16 protein-coding genes and 1 rRNA gene are annotated in these 16558 nt (G+C 64.0%); 8 read left to right on the top strand and 9 right to left on the bottom strand.

Features of this window, described 5'->3' with window-relative positions:
• Positions 1 to 70 (bottom strand): 16S ribosomal RNA (locus AAFM29_RS07255); the annotation flags it as partial.
• Between the two features lie 651 nt (positions 71 to 721).
• Between AAFM29_RS07255 and AAFM29_RS07250 the strand changes: the two genes are divergently transcribed.
• The 4 genes from AAFM29_RS07250 to AAFM29_RS07235 all read left to right on the top strand — a co-directional run bounded on the left by AAFM29_RS07250 (position 722) and on the right by AAFM29_RS07235 (position 6704).
• Complete coding sequence (locus AAFM29_RS07250; RefSeq protein ID WP_341712134.1) at positions 722 to 2191, top strand: lipopolysaccharide biosynthesis protein; 1470 nt, start codon at positions 722 to 724, stop codon at positions 2189 to 2191.
• A 79-nt stretch (positions 2192 to 2270) separates the two neighbouring features.
• Positions 2271 to 3221 (top strand): retroviral-like aspartic protease family protein, encoded by a 951-nt coding sequence (locus AAFM29_RS07245; protein ID WP_341712133.1) that lies wholly within the window; start codon positions 2271 to 2273, stop codon positions 3219 to 3221.
• Between the two features lie 59 nt (positions 3222 to 3280).
• Positions 3281 to 5101, top strand: a complete 1821-nt coding sequence (locus tag AAFM29_RS07240; RefSeq protein WP_341712136.1) for an ABC transporter ATP-binding protein/permease — start codon at positions 3281 to 3283, stop codon at positions 5099 to 5101.
• A 109-nt stretch (positions 5102 to 5210) separates the two neighbouring features.
• Entirely contained in the window at positions 5211 to 6704 is a 1494-nt protein-coding gene (locus tag AAFM29_RS07235; RefSeq protein WP_341712132.1) for a SulP family inorganic anion transporter, read from the top strand.
• On the opposite strand, the gene AAFM29_RS07230 is transcribed toward AAFM29_RS07235, so the two are convergent.
• Genes AAFM29_RS07230 through AAFM29_RS07215 form a run of 4 tightly spaced genes read right to left on the bottom strand, consistent with a single transcriptional unit; the run spans position 6695 to position 9471 of the window.
• Complete coding sequence (locus AAFM29_RS07230) at positions 6695 to 7090, bottom strand: ACT domain-containing protein (protein WP_341712131.1); 396 nt, start codon at positions 7088 to 7090, stop codon at positions 6695 to 6697. The genes AAFM29_RS07235 and AAFM29_RS07230 overlap by 10 nt on opposite strands.
• Positions 7090 to 8391 (bottom strand): ATP-dependent protease ATPase subunit HslU, encoded by a 1302-nt coding sequence (hslU, locus tag AAFM29_RS07225; protein ID WP_341712130.1) that lies wholly within the window; start codon positions 8389 to 8391, stop codon positions 7090 to 7092. Before hslU ends, AAFM29_RS07230 begins: the two co-directional genes overlap by 1 nt.
• Before the next feature lie 16 nt (positions 8392 to 8407).
• Positions 8408 to 8968: an ATP-dependent protease subunit HslV gene (gene hslV, locus AAFM29_RS07220; protein ID WP_341712129.1), complete on the bottom strand. Its 561-nt coding sequence runs from the start codon at positions 8966 to 8968 to the stop codon at positions 8408 to 8410.
• A 44-nt stretch (positions 8969 to 9012) separates the two neighbouring features.
• Positions 9013 to 9471, bottom strand: a complete 459-nt coding sequence (locus AAFM29_RS07215; protein ID WP_341712128.1) for an outer membrane protein assembly factor BamE — start codon at positions 9469 to 9471, stop codon at positions 9013 to 9015.
• Between the two features lie 159 nt (positions 9472 to 9630).
• Between AAFM29_RS07215 and AAFM29_RS07210 the strand changes: the two genes are divergently transcribed.
• From AAFM29_RS07210 to AAFM29_RS07200, 3 genes are all read left to right on the top strand, one after another.
• Entirely contained in the window at positions 9631 to 10146 is a 516-nt protein-coding gene (locus AAFM29_RS07210; RefSeq protein WP_341712127.1) for a ubiquinol-cytochrome C chaperone family protein, read from the top strand.
• Positions 10143 to 10682, top strand: coding sequence for a DUF177 domain-containing protein (locus tag AAFM29_RS07205; protein ID WP_341712126.1), 540 nt, complete (start codon positions 10143 to 10145; stop codon positions 10680 to 10682). The genes AAFM29_RS07210 and AAFM29_RS07205 overlap by 4 nt, the downstream gene beginning before the upstream one ends.
• Before the next feature lie 110 nt (positions 10683 to 10792).
• Complete coding sequence (locus AAFM29_RS07200; protein ID WP_341712125.1) at positions 10793 to 12013, top strand: FAD-dependent oxidoreductase; 1221 nt, start codon at positions 10793 to 10795, stop codon at positions 12011 to 12013.
• A gap of 154 nt (positions 12014 to 12167) precedes the next feature.
• Here AAFM29_RS07200 and AAFM29_RS07195 read toward each other — a convergent pair whose 3' ends face one another.
• On the bottom strand, positions 12168 to 13040 hold the full coding sequence (locus tag AAFM29_RS07195) for a LysR family transcriptional regulator (protein ID WP_341712124.1): 873 nt from the start codon (positions 13038 to 13040) through the stop codon (positions 12168 to 12170).
• 105 nt (positions 13041 to 13145) lie between these two features.
• On the opposite strand from AAFM29_RS07195, the gene AAFM29_RS07190 reads away from it, so the two are divergent.
• On the top strand, positions 13146 to 13577 hold the full coding sequence (locus AAFM29_RS07190; RefSeq protein ID WP_341712123.1) for a PaaI family thioesterase: 432 nt from the start codon (positions 13146 to 13148) through the stop codon (positions 13575 to 13577).
• Positions 13578 to 13784: 207 nt separating this feature from the next.
• Here AAFM29_RS07190 and ssb read toward each other — a convergent pair whose 3' ends face one another.
• The 3 genes from ssb to AAFM29_RS07175 form a co-directional block, all read right to left on the bottom strand.
• Entirely contained in the window at positions 13785 to 14309 is a 525-nt protein-coding gene (ssb, locus tag AAFM29_RS07185; RefSeq protein WP_341712122.1) for a single-stranded DNA-binding protein, read from the bottom strand.
• Positions 14310 to 14406: 97 nt separating this feature from the next.
• The gene (gene feoB, locus AAFM29_RS07180) at positions 14407 to 16254 is read right to left on the bottom strand and encodes a ferrous iron transport protein B (protein WP_341712121.1); all 1848 of its coding nucleotides are present in this window, start codon (positions 16252 to 16254) and stop codon (positions 14407 to 14409) included.
• Positions 16251 to 16490 carry a FeoA family protein gene (locus AAFM29_RS07175; protein WP_341712120.1) on the bottom strand — a complete coding sequence of 80 codons (240 nt, stop codon included), beginning with the start codon at positions 16488 to 16490 and terminating at the stop codon, positions 16251 to 16253. Before AAFM29_RS07175 ends, feoB begins: the two co-directional genes overlap by 4 nt.
• Positions 16491 to 16558: the final 68 nt, after the last annotated feature.

Genomic DNA, 16558 nt, shown 5'->3' with positions numbered 1-16558 from the left:
CTCGTTCGACTTGCATGTGTTAGGCATGCCGCCAGCGTTCGTTCTGAGCCAGGATCAAACTCTCAAGTTTGTGTCACACACCAAACAGGCACGGGGAAAACCCCGCCGACCTGACTGGCATGAGCTTCAAGGAGCCGATACCTGCACTGTCAAACGTAATGGATACGAATGAACATGCTTGCCATCCGGGCGAGCGTGGAGCCCGCGATCGGATGTGGCGATCGGCTTGAGTTAACCGGTTACCGGAGCCTTGAGGTCCCCGGACCGGGCGCCGTCGCCCACATGTCCCTTCATCAAAAACCAACGATGTCAAAGAGCCGCCTGGACAGTTATAGCGGACAGCTTTTGGTTCCCCGATTTACACCGGGGGAGCCGGCTATCCGTTTCTGTTGGCGACCGAAGCAGTGGGCGGTGGAAGCCGCCAGCGCCGCGTCGGTGAGGGCCATCTAGGCTTGGTGTTGGATTCGGTCAACCGACTTTTGCAATTTTGTTGCGTCTTTTTTTCAAACCCGCGGAATTCTGCGGGTTTCAGGGGTTTTCGGGCCGATTTGCGGGTGTGGTTCTGCGGTATAACCCAACCGCACGCCGACAAGGTTCCTGTGCAGGCGCGTGAATCGGGGTGTGAATCAGCACTGATTCACCGGTGAATCGCATTGTCCTGACACGGGAATCGCGATTCAGCCGGCTCGCATTCGACACGAATCGCGCCTAGCACTTGGACATGACGGGGAACGGGGTCAGCCAGACAGGCGCACCGGATGGATTTGCGCAGCGTGTGCGAAGCGCACTGGCGTGGCGCTGGGGCAGCCAATTGCTTGCCCAGCTGATCACGTGGGGCGCAACCATCATGGTGGTCCGCCTGCTTGTCCCTGCCGACTATGGTCTGTTCGCCATGACCCAGGTGGTCGTGGTGGCGCTGAACTTTCTTAACGGCTGGAGCTTTGCCACTTCGCTGATCCAGGCCGATCGGGTCGAGAAGCGCCAAGTCGGCCAGGTCTTCGCCCTGCTACTACTGATGAACGGGACGTTGGGGCTGGCGCAGCTGCTGCTCGCGCCGATAGCGGCTGCCTATTATCGCGAACCTGCGGTGGCGGACCTGCTGCGGGTGCAGGCACTGATCTTCGCCACCACTCCCTTTATAGCATTGCCCCAGGCACTCCTGTCGCGCCGGCTGGAGTTTCGCACCCAGGCTTTGGCCAACCTCGCCAGTGCGATCATTGGGGCGCTTACCGCGCTTGGGCTGGCCTGGTTTGGCTTCGGGGTCTGGGCTCTGGTCTACGCGCCGATACTCGCCTTCGCCACGCGTGGCCTGATCATGACCATTTCGCTGGGTGCCCTGCCGCTGCCGGTCTTCGATTTCCGCGGGGCGGGTAAGTTGATCGGTTTCGGCGGCACGCTGACGCTGTGCCAATTGTTCTGGATCATCCAGAGTCAGTCGGACATCTTCATTGCCGGGCGCAGTTTCGAGACGCACCAGCTTGGGCTCTATTCCGAAGCGCTGTTCCTCACGCTGATCGTCACCGGGCGATTCCTGCCCCCGGTCAATGAAGTCGCGTTCCCCGCCTATGCCGAACTGCACAAGGCGGGACAGAGCCTTGCACCCTACTTCGTGCGCACCTTGCGGACTGTGCTGCTGGTGACCGCCCCTATATATATAGGGCTGTCGCTAACTGCCCCCGAAGCAATCCTGTTCGTCTTCGGCGAAAAGTGGATCGGAATGGCGTCCCTGGTGGCCGCGGTGGCCCCGGCAATGCCACTGATGGCAGTGCAGATAGTTTGCAGCCCGGCCACCAATGCGACGGGCGATGCACGTATATACTTGGCGACGAGTATTGCAGGTGCGCTTCTGTTCGTCACCGCATTCCTGGTCGGGGTAGGTTACGGCCCGGAAGGCCTGGTGCGCGCCTGGTGGTTTGCCGCACCGGCATTGCTGGCGGTAACCCTGGCACTGACCTTGCCCTCGGTCGGCGTTCGCCCGGGCACACTCGCCAAGGCCGCATTGCCGCCATTGGTTGCTTGCGGTTTCATGGCCTTCGCGCTTCAGGGCGCGCGGCTCTTGATACCGGCCGACCTGCATCCCGGGCTGATGCTCGCCATTCTCGTACCCCTGGGCGTTGCCAGTTATGTCGGCATGCTTCTGGCCTTTTGGCGGGAGATAGTGCGCGAGAGCATCGCCATGTTGCGCAGATGACGTTTTGGCAGATCGCGCCAGCGTGATACTCTCCCCAATTATGCCAACCCGCCAAAGCGGGGGCAGCTGGAGAGAGACGATGGCGCTTCGCGGCCTGATCGCGGGATGTGCGCTGGCCCTTGCCGGCGGCGTCGCAGCCCAGGATAACAATGCGGGCAGCATGCTGGGAAACAGCCAGGTCGATGAGGCCACGATGCTGCGCGACCGACACGAACGCATGACCGTGCCGGTCACTATCGACGGAGCGGGCCCCTATCGCTTCCTGATCGACACCGGCGCGCAGGCCACCGTCGTTACGCATGAGCTGGTCGAAGACCTCTCTCTGCGCCCCAGCGGGCGCGCAACCCTGGTGGCGATGGGCGGGATCAGCCAGGTCGATACGGTCGAGCTCGACAATCTCGAATTCGCTAACCGTTCGGTCAGCGGTCTGATCTCACCCACACTCAACGCCACACATATAGGTGCAGACGGAATCCTCGGACTCGACAGCCTTCAGGATACGAGAGTGTTGATCGACTTTCGCGAAGGGCGGATGAAGATCGCCGATGTCCCCGGCGAACAGAGCAATTCGGGGTATGAGATCATCGTGCGCGCAAGGCGCAAGCTGGGCCAGATGATCATCACCGACGCGCGGGTCGACGGGGTGCGCACTTCGGTGATCATCGATACCGGCGCGCAGACCTCCATGGCCAATACCGCGCTGCTTCGGCGGATTCGCGCACGCGAGCGGACCGAGGTGAAGAGCATCGACGTGCTCGGCACCGAGATGTCCAACGGCGCAGTCTGGGTGCGCAAGCTGGAAATCGGCGGCGCGGAAATGACCAGCGTGCCGGTTGCCATCGCCGACAGCCCGATCTTTGCGGCCCTGGGGATCGAGGGCAAGCCTGCCTTGATCCTGGGCGTGGCCAATTTGCGCGCCTTCGACCGGGTGGCGATCGACTTCTCGAACCAGCGCATCCTGTTCGATGTGCCGTCGAGCAGCGTACGCTTCTCCCAGCGCCAGGCGCCCGCGCTGGCAGAGCGGTTCTAGTCCCGCGGTACAGCACAGCGCTTGCCTGACGGGCACGGTGCCCCCAGATGGGCGACACGATGCCGCCTGAAACAGACACACCCGAGCCCCGCGAGGACACTGAAAGCTGGGCGACGGTCCGGCGCTTCCTTCCCTATCTATGGCCTGCGGACAATCCGGCACTGAAGCGCCGCATCGTCGGTGCCATGCTGCTGGTGTTGGCTGCCAAGGCGACCACGCTGGCGTTGCCCTTTGCCTATAAGCGCGCGATCGACGCGATGACCACGCCGACCAACGAGGCCGCCATGGTCGCGCTGGCCTTCGTCATTGCCTATGCCGCCGGGCGCTTCGCGGCGGTCACTTTCGACAATCTGCGCAACATCACCTTCGAGCGCGTCGGGCAGGAAGCGACCCGCCAGCTGGCCGAGGATACCTTTGCCCGGCTGCATCAGCTATCATTGCGGTTCCATCTCTCTCGCCGCACGGGCGAGGTTACGAAGACAATCGACCGCGGGACCAAGAGCATCGATGTCATGCTCTACTTCCTGCTGTTCAACATCGCCCCCACCGCGATCGAACTGATCGCCGTCGGGGTCATCTTCTATATCAACTTCGGCTGGGAGCTGGTCGCGGCGACCGCATTGACCGTCGCCTCCTATATAGTGGTGACGCGCCAGATCACCGAATGGCGCAACGAACTGCGGCGCCAGATGAACGAGCTCGATGGCACCGCCCTCGCCCGCTCGGTCGACAGCCTGCTAAACTACGAGACCGTCAAATACTTCTCTGCCGAAGGGCGTGAGAAGGCGCGTTACGGCGAATCCGCCCGTGCCTTCGCCGAGGCCGCGATCCGGTCCGAGAACTCGCTCGGCCTACTCAACATCAGCCAGGCGCTGATCATGAACCTGCTGATGGGTGGGGCCATGGGCTTCACCGTGTGGCAATGGAGCAAGGGCGTGCTGACCACCGGCGACCTAGTGCTGGTGAACACCTACCTCACCCAGCTGTTCCGCCCGCTTGACATGCTCGGCATGGTCTATCGCACCGTGCGCCAGGGGCTGATCGACATGGCCGCCATGTTCCGGCTGATCGATACCGAAGCCGAGGTGCGCGACATTCCCGATGCACCCGCGCTGGTCGTGCGCCGTCCCACGCTGCAGTTCGACGATGTGGTGTTCGGCTACGAACCGGGACGCACCATATTGCATGGCCTCAGCTTCGAAGTTCCGGCCGGCCGCCATGTCGCCATTGTCGGCCCCTCGGGCGCGGGCAAGAGCACTATCGGGCGCTTGCTGTTCCGCTTCTACGACCCGCAGGCGGGTCGCATCCTGATCGACGGGCAGGACATCGCGAAGGTGACGCAGGCAAGCCTGCGCGAAAGCATCGGAATCGTGCCGCAGGATAGCGTGCTGTTCAACGACACCATCGGCTACAACATCGGCTATGGCCGCGATGGCGCCACCAGCGAAGAGATCGAGGCCGCGGCCCGCGCTGCAGCGATCATGCCGCTGATCGAGCGCCTGCCCGAAGGGTTCGAAACCGAGGTGGGCGAGCGCGGGCTCAAACTATCCGGTGGGGAGAAACAGCGCGTCGCCATCGCCCGCACGCTGGTCAAGGATCCACCGATCGTCTTGCTCGACGAGGCGACCAGCGCGCTCGACAGCCGGACCGAGCAGGAAATCCTGCGCACCCTCCACCGCGTTTCCGAACACCGCACCACCCTGGCCATCGCGCACCGCCTTTCGACCATCGCGGATGCCGATCATATCCTCGTGCTCGATCAGGGCCGCCTGGCGGAAAGCGGCACGCATCCGGAACTGTTGCGGGCAAATGGCCTTTATGCCGAAATGTGGGCCCGCCAGCAGGCCGAGGCCGAAGAACTGGGCGAAGCCGCCGAGTAACAGCCGCCTCCTTCAGGGGTTGTGCTGCATTGCAGCATAGGTCATGGGTTCCGGCACATCCGGCGCCGCTCCCTGCGCGCCTCCATCCCCTGGCCTACGGAACCCTTACATGCTCGATCGCAGCGCGCTCCACCGCGACTGGACCTCCAACATTCGCGCCGACATCCTGGCCGGGATCGTCGTCGCGCTGGCGCTCATCCCCGAGGCGATCGGCTTTTCGATCATCGCCGGCGTCGATCCGCGCGTGGGGCTCTATGCTTCGGTAGCGATTGCCATGGTCGTCGCATTTACCGGCGGTCGCCCCGGCATGATCAGCGCCGCCACCGCGGCCGTTGCGGTGGTGGTGGTCCCGCTCGTGCGCGAACATGGCGTCGAATACCTCTTCGCGGCGACGATCCTGATGGGCATCTTCCAGGGCGTGGCCGCGCTGCTGCGGCTCGACCTGCTGATGCAGTTCGTCAGCCGATCGGTCATTACCGGCTTCGTCAATGCGCTCGCGATCCTGATCTTCATGGCGCAGCTGCCACAGCTCACCAATGTCGGGTGGGAAACCTACGCGATGGTCGCCGCAGCGCTGGCGATCATCTACCTGTTTCCCAAGCTGACCACCGCCGTACCCAGCCCGCTGGTGGCAATCATCGTGCTGACCGCACTGTCGATCTGGATCGACGCGCCGGTCAACACCGTGTCCGACATGGGCAAGCTGCCAGAAGGCCTTCCCTATTTCGTGCTGCCCGACGTTCCCCTGACCTGGGAAACATTGCAGATCATCGCCCCCTATTCGGCGACAATGGCGGCGGTCGGCCTGCTCGAATCGCTGCTGACCGCGCAGATCGTCGACGACATGACGCACACCGGCAGCAACAAGCGCCGCGAAAGCGTGGGCCAGGGCGCCGCCAATATCGTTGCGGCATTCTTCGGCGGTATGGGCGGATGCGCGATGATCGGGCAATCGGTGATCAACGTTGCCAGCGGCGGGCGCGGGCGCCTGTCGACCTTCACTGCCGGCTCCGCGCTGCTTATCCTGCTGGCTGCGCTCGGCGATCTCGTCGGCCAGGTGCCGATGCCCGCACTGGTGGCGATCATGATCATGGTCTCGATCGGAACCTTCAGCTGGAACTCGATCCCCAATATCGGGAAGCATCCGTGGCAGAGCTCGGTCGTGATGGTCGCAACCGTCGTGGTGGTCGTGGCTACGCATAACCTCGCGCTCGGCGTGCTCGCCGGAGTAATCCTTTCGGGTGTGTTCTTCACCCACAAGGTGATGACCATGTTTGAAGTGGTGCGCGAACGCGAAGGCGATACGGCGATCTACCGCGCCAAGGGCCAGATCTTCTACGCCAGTGTCGAGCGGTTCGAAGCCGCGCTTGGCCCCGAAAGCAGCATGCCGGACCCGGCGAACCACGTGATCATCGACGTTCGCAAGGCACATTTCTGGGACATCTCGGCCATTGGCGCGCTCGACAAAGTGGTCGAACGGATGCGCCGGAACGGGCGCAGCGTGCAGGTTCGAGGGTTAAACCGCGCCAGCGCCGACCTGTTCGACAGATACGCCCTGACCGACAAGACCGGGGTCGAAATCGGCCTGGCACCTCACCCCTGAGAGGCGGAGAGCGCCAGCAGGATATCCAGTGCTTCCTTGGCGCGACCCGCAGGCACGAAGGCATGATCGTGGTGCAGCGCCGCGACCATGTTGCAGGCGATTCCCGCCTCGGCGAGCGCGGTCGACACGGCAGCCGTCAGCCCCACGCCTTCAAGATCCGAATTCACCTCGAGCACGATCCGCACAAAAGCAGGCGTTCCCTCCGGGGCTAGCACGGCGGGCACGATCGCACTGACGCCCTCCTCCTCGCGGAATGTGCCGATCGCCGCGCCGAGCAACTCCGGCGCCCGGTCGGGCGTCACCGCAACGAAGCACCAGCGCCGCTCGTCGAGCCGGGGGCTCATCTGCGCGATCATCGCCCGGGTACTGCGCACCGGGCCCGGCATTACAGGATGTACTTGCTGAGGTCGGTGTTACCCGCGAGGTCTTCCAGCCGCGCGCGGACATAGGCGGCATCGATGGTCACGGTCTCGCCCTTGTGCTCTTCGGCCTCGAAGCTGATGTCTTCGAGCAGGCGTTCCATCACCGTCTGCAGGCGCCGGGCGCCAATGTTCTCGACGGTCTCGTTGACCTGCGCGGCCACGCGCGCGACTTCGCCGATGGCATCGTCGCCAAACTCGAGGGTGACGTCTTCGGTGCCGAGCAGTGCGCTATACTGCTCGACGAGGTTGGCGCGGGTTTCATTGAGGATGCGGACAAAGTCCTCCTCGGTCAGCGCGCGCAGCTCGACGCGGATCGGCAGGCGGCCCTGAAGTTCGGGCAGCATGTCGCTGGGCTTGGCCACGTGGAACGCGCCGGATGCGATGAAGAGGACATGGTCGGTCTTCATCGGGCCGTATTTGGTGGCGACGGTGGTGCCCTCGATCAGCGGTAGCAGATCGCGCTGCACGCCTTCGCGGCTCACGCTGCCGCCGCGCACATCGGACACCGCGATCTTGTCGATTTCATCGAGGAATACGATGCCGTTGGTCTCCGCATTCTCCAGCGCGACGCGGGCGACGTCGTCCTGGTCCATGCGCTTTTCGGCCTCTTCCTCGACCAGCCGGTCCCATGCATCGGGCACCTTGAGCTTGCGCCGCTTCATCGGCTGCTTGCCCATCGCCTTGCCGAGCATGTCGGAGAGGTTGATCATGCCGACGCTGCCGGGCATGCCCGGGATCTCCATCGAGCCCGAAGGCGCTTCCGCAACCTCGATCTCGACCTCGGTCTCGTTCATCGAATTGTCTACGATGCGCGCGCGGAACGCCTCGCGCGTCGCCTCGCTGGCGCTGTCGCCGACCAGCGCGGTTAGCAGGCGATCCATCGCCGCCTTGCTCGCAGCCTCGCGCACCGCCTCGCGGCGACGGTCCTTTTCCAGCCGGATCGCTTCTTCGACCAGGTCGCGGGCGATCTGTTCGACGTCGCGGCCGACATAGCCGACCTCGGTAAACTTGGTCGCTTCGACCTTCACGAAGGGCGCATTGGCCAACTTGGCCAGCCGGCGGCTGATCTCGGTCTTGCCGCAGCCGGTGGGGCCGATCATCAGGATGTTCTTTGGCGTCACCTCGTCGCGCAGTTCGGGGCCGAGGCGCTGGCGGCGCCAGCGGTTGCGCAGCGCCACGGCAACCGCGCGCTTGGCGTCCTTCTGGCCGATGATGTGCTCGTCGAGCGCGGCAACGATCGCCTTGGGGGTCAGGGTATCGGTCATGGTTTTGCTGGGCCGCTCAGACCGTTTCGACGGTCAAATTGTTGTTCGTGAAGACGCAGACGTCGGCGGCAACCGCCATCGCCTTGCGCGCGATCGTTTCGGGATCGGTTTCATAGTCGACCAGGGCGCGGGCCGCAGACAGCGCATACATGCCGCCGCTGCCGATCGCGGCGATGCCGCCTTCGGGTTCGAGCACATCGCCATTGCCGGTAAGGACCAGGAGGTTCTCCTGGTCTGCCACGATCATCAGCGCTTCGAGATTGCGCAGGTACTTGTCCATGCGCCAGTCCTTGGTCAGCTCGACCGCCGCGCGCAGGAGCTGGCCATTATATTGTTCGAGCTTCTTCTCGAGCCGTTCGAACAGGGTGAAAGCATCGGCGGTGGCGCCGGCAAATCCGGCCACGACCTTGCCGCCCTCGCCGATCCGCCGAACCTTGCGGGCATTGGGCTTCATCACCGTGTTGCCCATCGAAACCTGGCCGTCGCCGGCGATGACAGTCACGTCGCCGCGCTTGACGCCGATAATGGTGGTGGAGTGCCACTGCACGAGGCCGTGGCTGTCGCTGTTCGAGTTCATGCTGCGCGATATGGGGCGCACAGCACGAGGGTCAAGCGGCAGGCTTACTGCGGAGCCCCGGCACCCGGTGCGCCGACCGCGCCGATGTTGCCGAACAGGTCTTCGAGGAAGCCGCGTTCACGGCCCAGCGTAGGCGTCTTGTTGCCGTCAGGGCTCAGATAGGCGACCTTTTCGATCCCCGTACGGTCGGCCGAAATCACATTGCCAGCCCCGTCGAACCGTATGGCAAGCACCGTATGATCCTGGATCTTGGGACGGACGAAGGGTTTGCGGCCCGTGGTGCTGGAGACATAATACCAGGTCGGCTCACCGAACTGGCTGGTGAAGGTCGGGCGACCAAGCGTGCCGGCAACCGAAGTCTGGTTATCGATGCCCGGCTGGATCGACTCGGTCAGCACCGGGTCGACGATATAACCGCGCGCCTCGCGGATCGACGAACAGCCGCTCGTCGCGACGCCCGCAGTTGCAACCAGGGCGAGGCCAAGAATCTTCGTGCCGTTCATGGAACCAGCAAGTCTCCGTATCCAAGGGCGCTTGGCCGCTGGCGGCGGCGTCCCTATAAGCTCGGCCACGCCTTAGTCCGAAAGCGACCGGCCATGCAACGTGGTATGGCTCATCGCTTGGGGATCGCGGCCTGTATTGCCGCTGAACGGAGTTTCCACGTGTCCTTGCTTGCCCGCCTATTCGGCACATCCCCCGACCCGCGCGAAGAATGGCGCGCGCTGTGGCACCGCGTGGTCGGCGAAGCGCGCGATCCCGACTGGTACCGCATGTGCGGCGTCGCCGACACGATCGAGGGGCGATACGACATGATCACCCTGGTGCTCGCGCTGGTGATGCTGCGGATGGAGGACGAAGGCGACATGGCGCCTGCCACCGCGCGCATGACCGAACTTTTCGCCGAAGACATGGAAGGCCAGCTGCGCGAAGCCGGAATCGGCGATCCCACTGTGGGCAAGAAGATCTCGACGCTGATGGCCAGCATGAACGGGCGCATCGGCGCCTATCGCGAAGGGCTGCGCAGCGATCCCAGCGTGTTGGTCGACGCCGTACGGCGCAACGTCACCATGGCCCAGCCCGACGCGGCCGAGGCGCTTGTCCAGCGCATGGCCGCACTCCATGCCCGGCTGGCCCGCACCACGATGGACGGCTTGCGCAAGGGCGAAATCGCAGCATGAGCGGGGAAGGCGAACTGATCCGGCTGGTCAAGCCGCGCGCCCTGCCCGCCGGGACCATGACGGTCGAAGCGAACGAGGCCGAGCGCGCCGCGCTGGCCGGGCGCTTCGGGGTCACCGCGATCCACAAGCTGGTGGCCGAGGTCGCGTTCGACACCAAGGATGAAGCTGTGCGGGCCTCCGGCCAACGCTCCGCGACCATCGCCCCACCCTGTGCGGTGACCCAGGACGATTTCGTCTACGCGGTGGATGAGCCGCTGACGCTGCGCTTCGTGCCCGCAGGCTCCTCGGCCGAGCTCGCCCCTGACGAAGAGGTTGAACTCGACAGCGAGGATCTCGACGAGATCGAATATGAGGGCGAAGTTTTCGACCTTGGCGAAGCCATCGCGCAAACGCTCGCGCTCGCCATCGACCCCTATCGCGAAGGCCCCGGCGCCGATGCAGCTCGCAAGGCGGCGGGCATTACCAGCGACGAAGACCAGCCACCCAGCGGCCCGCTGGCCGAAGCGCTGGCGGCGCTGAAGGGCAAGGATGCGTAGGCATCGAGAAATGGATGTCTGACAGGCATCGCGCCAACTGCCGATAATTTGACATGCGCAGCCGGGAAGGATCAACGTCGCAGACCACGTGGAGCGACTGAGGTTATCCGATGCGTCTGACCCGCCGTAACATTGTCAAATCGATCGGCGCGACCGGTCTGGCGATCGCCAGCGGACGGGTCGGCGCGACAAGCTCGCAGACTTTGGACGTGGCCGTAGTCGGCGCAGGGGTGTTCGGCTCTTGGACCGCCTGGCATCTTCGGAAGCGTGGCCTGAAGGTTGCCCTCTATGACGCCTATGGCCCGGGGAATGTCAGGAGTTCGTCCGGCGGCGAAAGCCGGGTCATTCGCCTGAGCTATGGCGGCGACCCGCTCTATTCTTCGATGGCGCTTGAATCGCTGGGTTACTGGAAAGCACTGTCGGATCGCCAGAGCACTCCCATCTTCTACCCAACCGGCGTCTTGTGGTTTTCGCCCGAGCGCGACCAGTACATGCAGCGCAGCCTGGCATGGCTGGAAGAACAGAAGATCAGCCACCGATCGGGGAACGCCGAATGGCTTGGCAAGAACTGGCCGCAAATCCGCTTCGACGCGAATGATGTGGGTTTCATCGAGGAAGACACGGGCGGCCTCATCGCCAACAGGGCGGTGCAGGCGACGGTTCGGGATGCCGGTTTGAAGCCGGTGATTGCGCATGTCGGACCGCCCCGAAGCGGGCAGGTCGGCGGCTTCGAATTGCCTGACGGGCAAAGAGCGCGAAAGCTGGTCTATGCACTCGGCCCGTGGTTGGGGAACCTGTTTCCAGAGACGCTGGGCGAGCGGCTCTCGGTCACGCGACAGGAAGTCTTCTATTTCGGCCCCCCGGATGGTGATGACCGTTTCGCCGCTGGCAACTTTCCCGTTTGGGCGGACTTCAACGGCGGCGATATCGTCTATGGCCTGCCCGATATCGAGGGCCGCGGCTTCAAGATCGCCTTCGATCGGCATGGCCCGGCGATCGACCCCAACTCGCTGGAACGGGAGCCGAGCAGCGAGGGCATTTCCATGGCCAGGGCATTCATCGCGAACCGTTTCCCGGCGCTTGCCGATGCGCCCCTGGTCCAGGCTAGGGTGTGCCAATATACCAATACGTCGAACGGCGATTTCCTGATCGATTGGCTGCCCGGCAACAGCGACATCCTCGTGATTGGCGGAGGGTCCGGCCATGGCTTCAAGCATGGCCCAGCCGTGGGCAAACGCGCGGCCGAGCTGCTAGTGTCAGGATCGGCGCAGACCGAGCCTCGGTTCTCGCTGGCGACCAAGGGTGTCAACGCCGATCGCCAGGTCTATTAGGGCGCGATTGGCTCCTAACACGGTTGAACTATCGGTCCCTGCAAAGGGGCCTCTCGCTGACTGCCTGCTCTTAGCAGTAGCCAGGAAGGCCGTTCACTTTGGTCTGCGATCGGATCATTGGCAGCCCATCCATCCCTTGAGTTGGTTCCCGTAGTCAAAGCCTGGCGAAAGTGGACACGATCCATTTCTGCACCAGCTTGATCGAGGGCAGCCGGCGCAGGTCGCGGTGGACGAGGAGCCACGGCTGGCGTGATGGTATCGTGAAGGGCGATGCGACTTCGATCAGGTCGGGCTCGCGCGCGGCGAAGGGTATGGGCAGCATTGCAATGCCCGCCCCGGCCATGGCCGCGGTCAACAGCCCCCGCGTGCTGCCCGTCCGCATGGCTACCGCTTCGGCAAGACCGTGCCGCGCCACCCATTCGAGTTCGGGTAGTCGCCCATAGCTGTCGTCATAGATCAGCAGCCTCTCCGCGTGGAGGTCGAGCGCGTCGGGCGAACGGTCGGCAAGATAGTCACGCGATGCGAACAGACCGAGCCGGATCTCCGCCAGCCTTCGTGCATAAAGACTCGCCCCTTCGGGTCGGGCCATCCTGATCGCAAGATCGGCGTCGCGGCCCGCGAGGCTCACCACCGCGGCCTGCGACTGCAGGTGGACGGGGAAGTCGGCACCAGCGGCCCACAATTGGTCGAGCGCCGGGGCCAGTACGTCGGAGATCATGATTTCGGTCGCCGAGATCCGTATCGGCGCGGACTTCACGCCATCGCGCAGGCTTTCCGCCACGCGCTTGACCCGCAACAATTGCTCCGAAATCGGGGCAGCAGCATCGGCAATGGCCAGCCCCTCTTGCGTCAGGCGTACGCCGTCTGCCCGGCGGTCGACAAGCGGCAGGCCGAGCGCCGCCTCGAGCGTCTCGATCCGCCGCGATACGGTGGAAACGGCGACCCCGCGTGCCTTCGCAGCTGCGCTCAACGTACCCGCGTCGCGGATCGCGATGAGGTCACCCAGGTCTTGCGGATCGAGAGCCATGACTGCGAACTTTGCAAAAACAGAAAGGTGATTTGCTGTATCGCAAGATGGTTGCTGTTCGGCAATGCCCTATGATTGCCGCCTTGCCAAAGGAGAGAGCCAAGAATGGATACTGATACACAAACGGTACCGGCTGGCTTCGAGCGGCATTTCCGGCAGAGCCCGGCCACCAATCCGTGGGAGCCGATCTATATGCGGCGTGACGGGGAGGCGTTCAGCCTGGGCCTGACGATCGATACGCCACACTGCAACGCCCGCGGCCTGCTGCACGGCGGGATCATCACCGCCCTGGCCGACAATGCGATGGGCCTGAGCTGCGTCCTGCAGATGGAGAATGTCTCGGCACTGACCGTCAACCTGACGATGGACTTCTTGTCGATCGGCAAGATCGGTCAATGGCTCGAAGTGCGCGCCAAGCCCGCCAAGCTGGGGCGGACCCTGGCTTTCGCCGATGCCGAAATATCGGCCGACGGTGAATTGATCGCCAAGGCCAGCGCAACCTTCCGCATCGTTGCCAAGCAAAAACCGGCGTTCTGACCGCGCCGCGGGCAGGCAGCGACCAGCGCCCTGCCCATACTAGCTGAGCGCCGCGCTTCCCTAGCCAGGTCGTGCCAAGCTAGGCTCGCAGCCACTCCTTGCCATCGTCGATCGCCCAGCCGCGCCGGAGATTCTAACTCCAGAACCGTGTTCCATCTGTTCCATCGGTTCAGCCCGGCAGGTGCCAGGCTGAACACGGGAAACAGCTCAGAACGGGATATCGTCGTCGAGATCGTCGTAATTCGAACCGCCCGACGAACCACCACCCTGGCTGCCGCCGCCATAGCCGCCCGAAGAACCGCCGCCGTAGCTGCCGCCAGAGCCGCCGCCCTGATCCCAACTGCCGCCGCTGCGCTGGCCACCGCCACCGCCCGAACCCTGCGGCCCGTCGAGCATGGTCAGCGTGCCGTTCATGCCGCGAATCACGACCTCGGTCGAATAGCGGTCATTGCCGTTCTGGTCCTGCCACTTGCGGGTCTGGAGCGAGCCTTCGACATAGACCTTGGAACCCTTGCGCAGGTAGCGCTCGACCACGCCGACCAAGCCTTCGGAAAAGATCGCGACGGTGTGCCATTCGGTGCGTTCCTGCCGCTCGCCGGTGTTGCGATCCTTCCAGGTCTCGCTGGTGGCAATGCGCAGGTTCGCGACCTTGCCGCCGTTCTGGAAGCTGCGGATTTCCGGATCGGCCCCGAGATTCCCGATCAGCATGACTTTGTTGAGGCTACCGGCCATCGATTCGTCCCTTCGTATCTGTTGGACGTGGCCTAACTCACGGTGCGAGTCGCATCTAGGGTCGTTGCCGAGTTTCCCCCGTAGCGGAGGAAATTGCCTAGAGCCCCAGCGCGGTCGCCAGCCAGAAGGTCAGGCCGGCGAAGAGATATGCCAGCGTGAATAGATATCCGATCATGAAGGCCGGCCACTTCCACCCATTGGTTTCGCGCCGGGCCACCGCGATGGTCGAGATGCATTGCGGCGCAAAGACGAACCAGGCGAGGAAGGCCAGCGCCGTCGGCAGGCTCCACAGGGCCGCGATCTTGCCGGTCACACCGGCGGCGGCGACATCCTCGTCCTCCGCATCGACGGCATAGGTCGTCGCCAGCGCGGACACCGCGACTTCGCGCGCCGCCATGGCCGGGATCAGCGCCAGGCTGATTTCGCGGTTGAAGCCGATCGGCGCGAGGATGGGGTGCATGACATCGGCGACATGGCCGGCGATACTGGCATCCATCTGGCCTTCGCCGGGCTCCGCCTTAGGGAAGCTCAGCATCAGCCACAGCACGATGGTGACGGTGAAGATGATCGTGCCCGCGCGGCGCAGGAACACCCAGGCGCGCTGCCACAGCCCGATGGCGAGATCCTTGATGCGCGGCATCTGGTAGCGGGGCATCTCCATGATGAACCCGCTCGCCGTGCCGCGCGTGACCGTGCGACGCAGCACCAGGGCCGCGACCATCGCTCCGACGATCCCGATCACATAGAGCGCGAACAGCACCAGTCCCTGCAGACCGATCCCGGGCCCAACCGAGGTCTGGGGAATCACGGCCGAGATGATCACTGCGTAGACCGGGAGCCGCGCCGAACAGGTCATCAGGGGCGCGATCAGGATCGTGGTCAGCCGATCCTTGGGGTCGGGAATGCTGCGCGTCGCCATGATCCCGGGAATGGCGCAAGCAAAGCTCGACAGCAGCGGGATGAAGCTCTTTCCCGAAAGGCCCACGCTGGCCATCAACCGGTCCATCAGGAAGGCCGCGCGCGCCATGTACCCGCTCGCTTCCATCACCAGGATGAAGAAGAACAGGATTACAATCTGCGGGAGGAACACCACAACCGAGCCAACACCCGCAAGCACGCCTTCGGTCAGCAGGTCGCGGACGAAGCCCTGCGGCAGCGTGTCGCTGACCGCTTGCGAGACGAACGCAACCCCCGCCTCCAGCGCATCGGCAAAGGGCGTGGCCCAGGCGAACACCGCCTGGAAGATCACGAACAACAAGCCGAACAGGATCAGCGGCCCGACCCACGGATTGAGCAGCACGCGGTCGATACCGTTTTCGATCGTGTGACGGGTCGATTTCGAGAGGATTGCGGCACGCGCCATGTGCTTCGCGGACAGGCGCCGCTCTGGCAGCGTCAGGTGCCAGCGTTTGCGGGCTTCCTCGTCTGCATGGGTTTCCGCCTCGGCGATGGCATCGGCCAGTTCCGCGATCCCGCGTTTGCGCACTGCGACGGTCGAAATCACCGGAACGCCGAGCGCTTGCGACAAGGCGGCGGGATCGAGCGTCAGCCCGTCGCGCTCGGCCAGGTCGACCATGTTGAGCGCCACGACCGTCGGGCGGCCCAGTTCGAGCACTTCCTGCGCGAAGACCAAATGCTGTTCGAGGTTGGCCGCGTCGAGCACCAGGATGATGACATCGGGCGTCGCCTCGCCATCGAGCTCGCCATGGATGACCTTGCGGGTCACTTCCTCATCAGGGCTCGCGGCATCGAAGCTGTAGGATCCGGGCAGGTCGATCAATTCGACCGGTTCACCCGATGGCAGCAGCAGGCGGCCCGCCTTCCGCTCGACCGTGACACCAGCGTAGTTTGCGATCTTCTGCCGCGCACCAGTCAACGCATTGAAGAGCGCGCTCTTGCCCGAATTGGGGTTGCCGACCAGCGCGGCGGTACGCTTGCGGGTCATACCGGTTCGACCTCGATCGCGCGAGCATGCGCGCGGCGCAGGGCAATGGTCATACGGCCAAGCCGGATTGCCAGCGGATCGCGCCCACCAAATATTCCGCGATGCAGGATTGCGACCTCTGCGCCTTCGTCAACGCCAAGAGCCTTGAGCCGCTTGCCTTCATCCTCGGCCAGAACGGCCCAGTTCACCGCAACGATTCGCGCGGCAGTCTCATGTTCGAACCCGTCGAGAGTCATGCAGGTCGCCCTGTCAGATGTCGAGGCTTGTTGCAACTCGTTATCAATAGCGGTTCGTCGCATTGCTT

The organism is Erythrobacter sp., from assembly GCF_038133525.1.
Taxonomy (GTDB): domain Bacteria; phylum Pseudomonadota; class Alphaproteobacteria; order Sphingomonadales; family Sphingomonadaceae; genus Qipengyuania.
The sequence above is the reverse complement of the archived record's forward strand: the minus strand, read 5'-3'. Positions and strand labels throughout refer to the sequence as shown.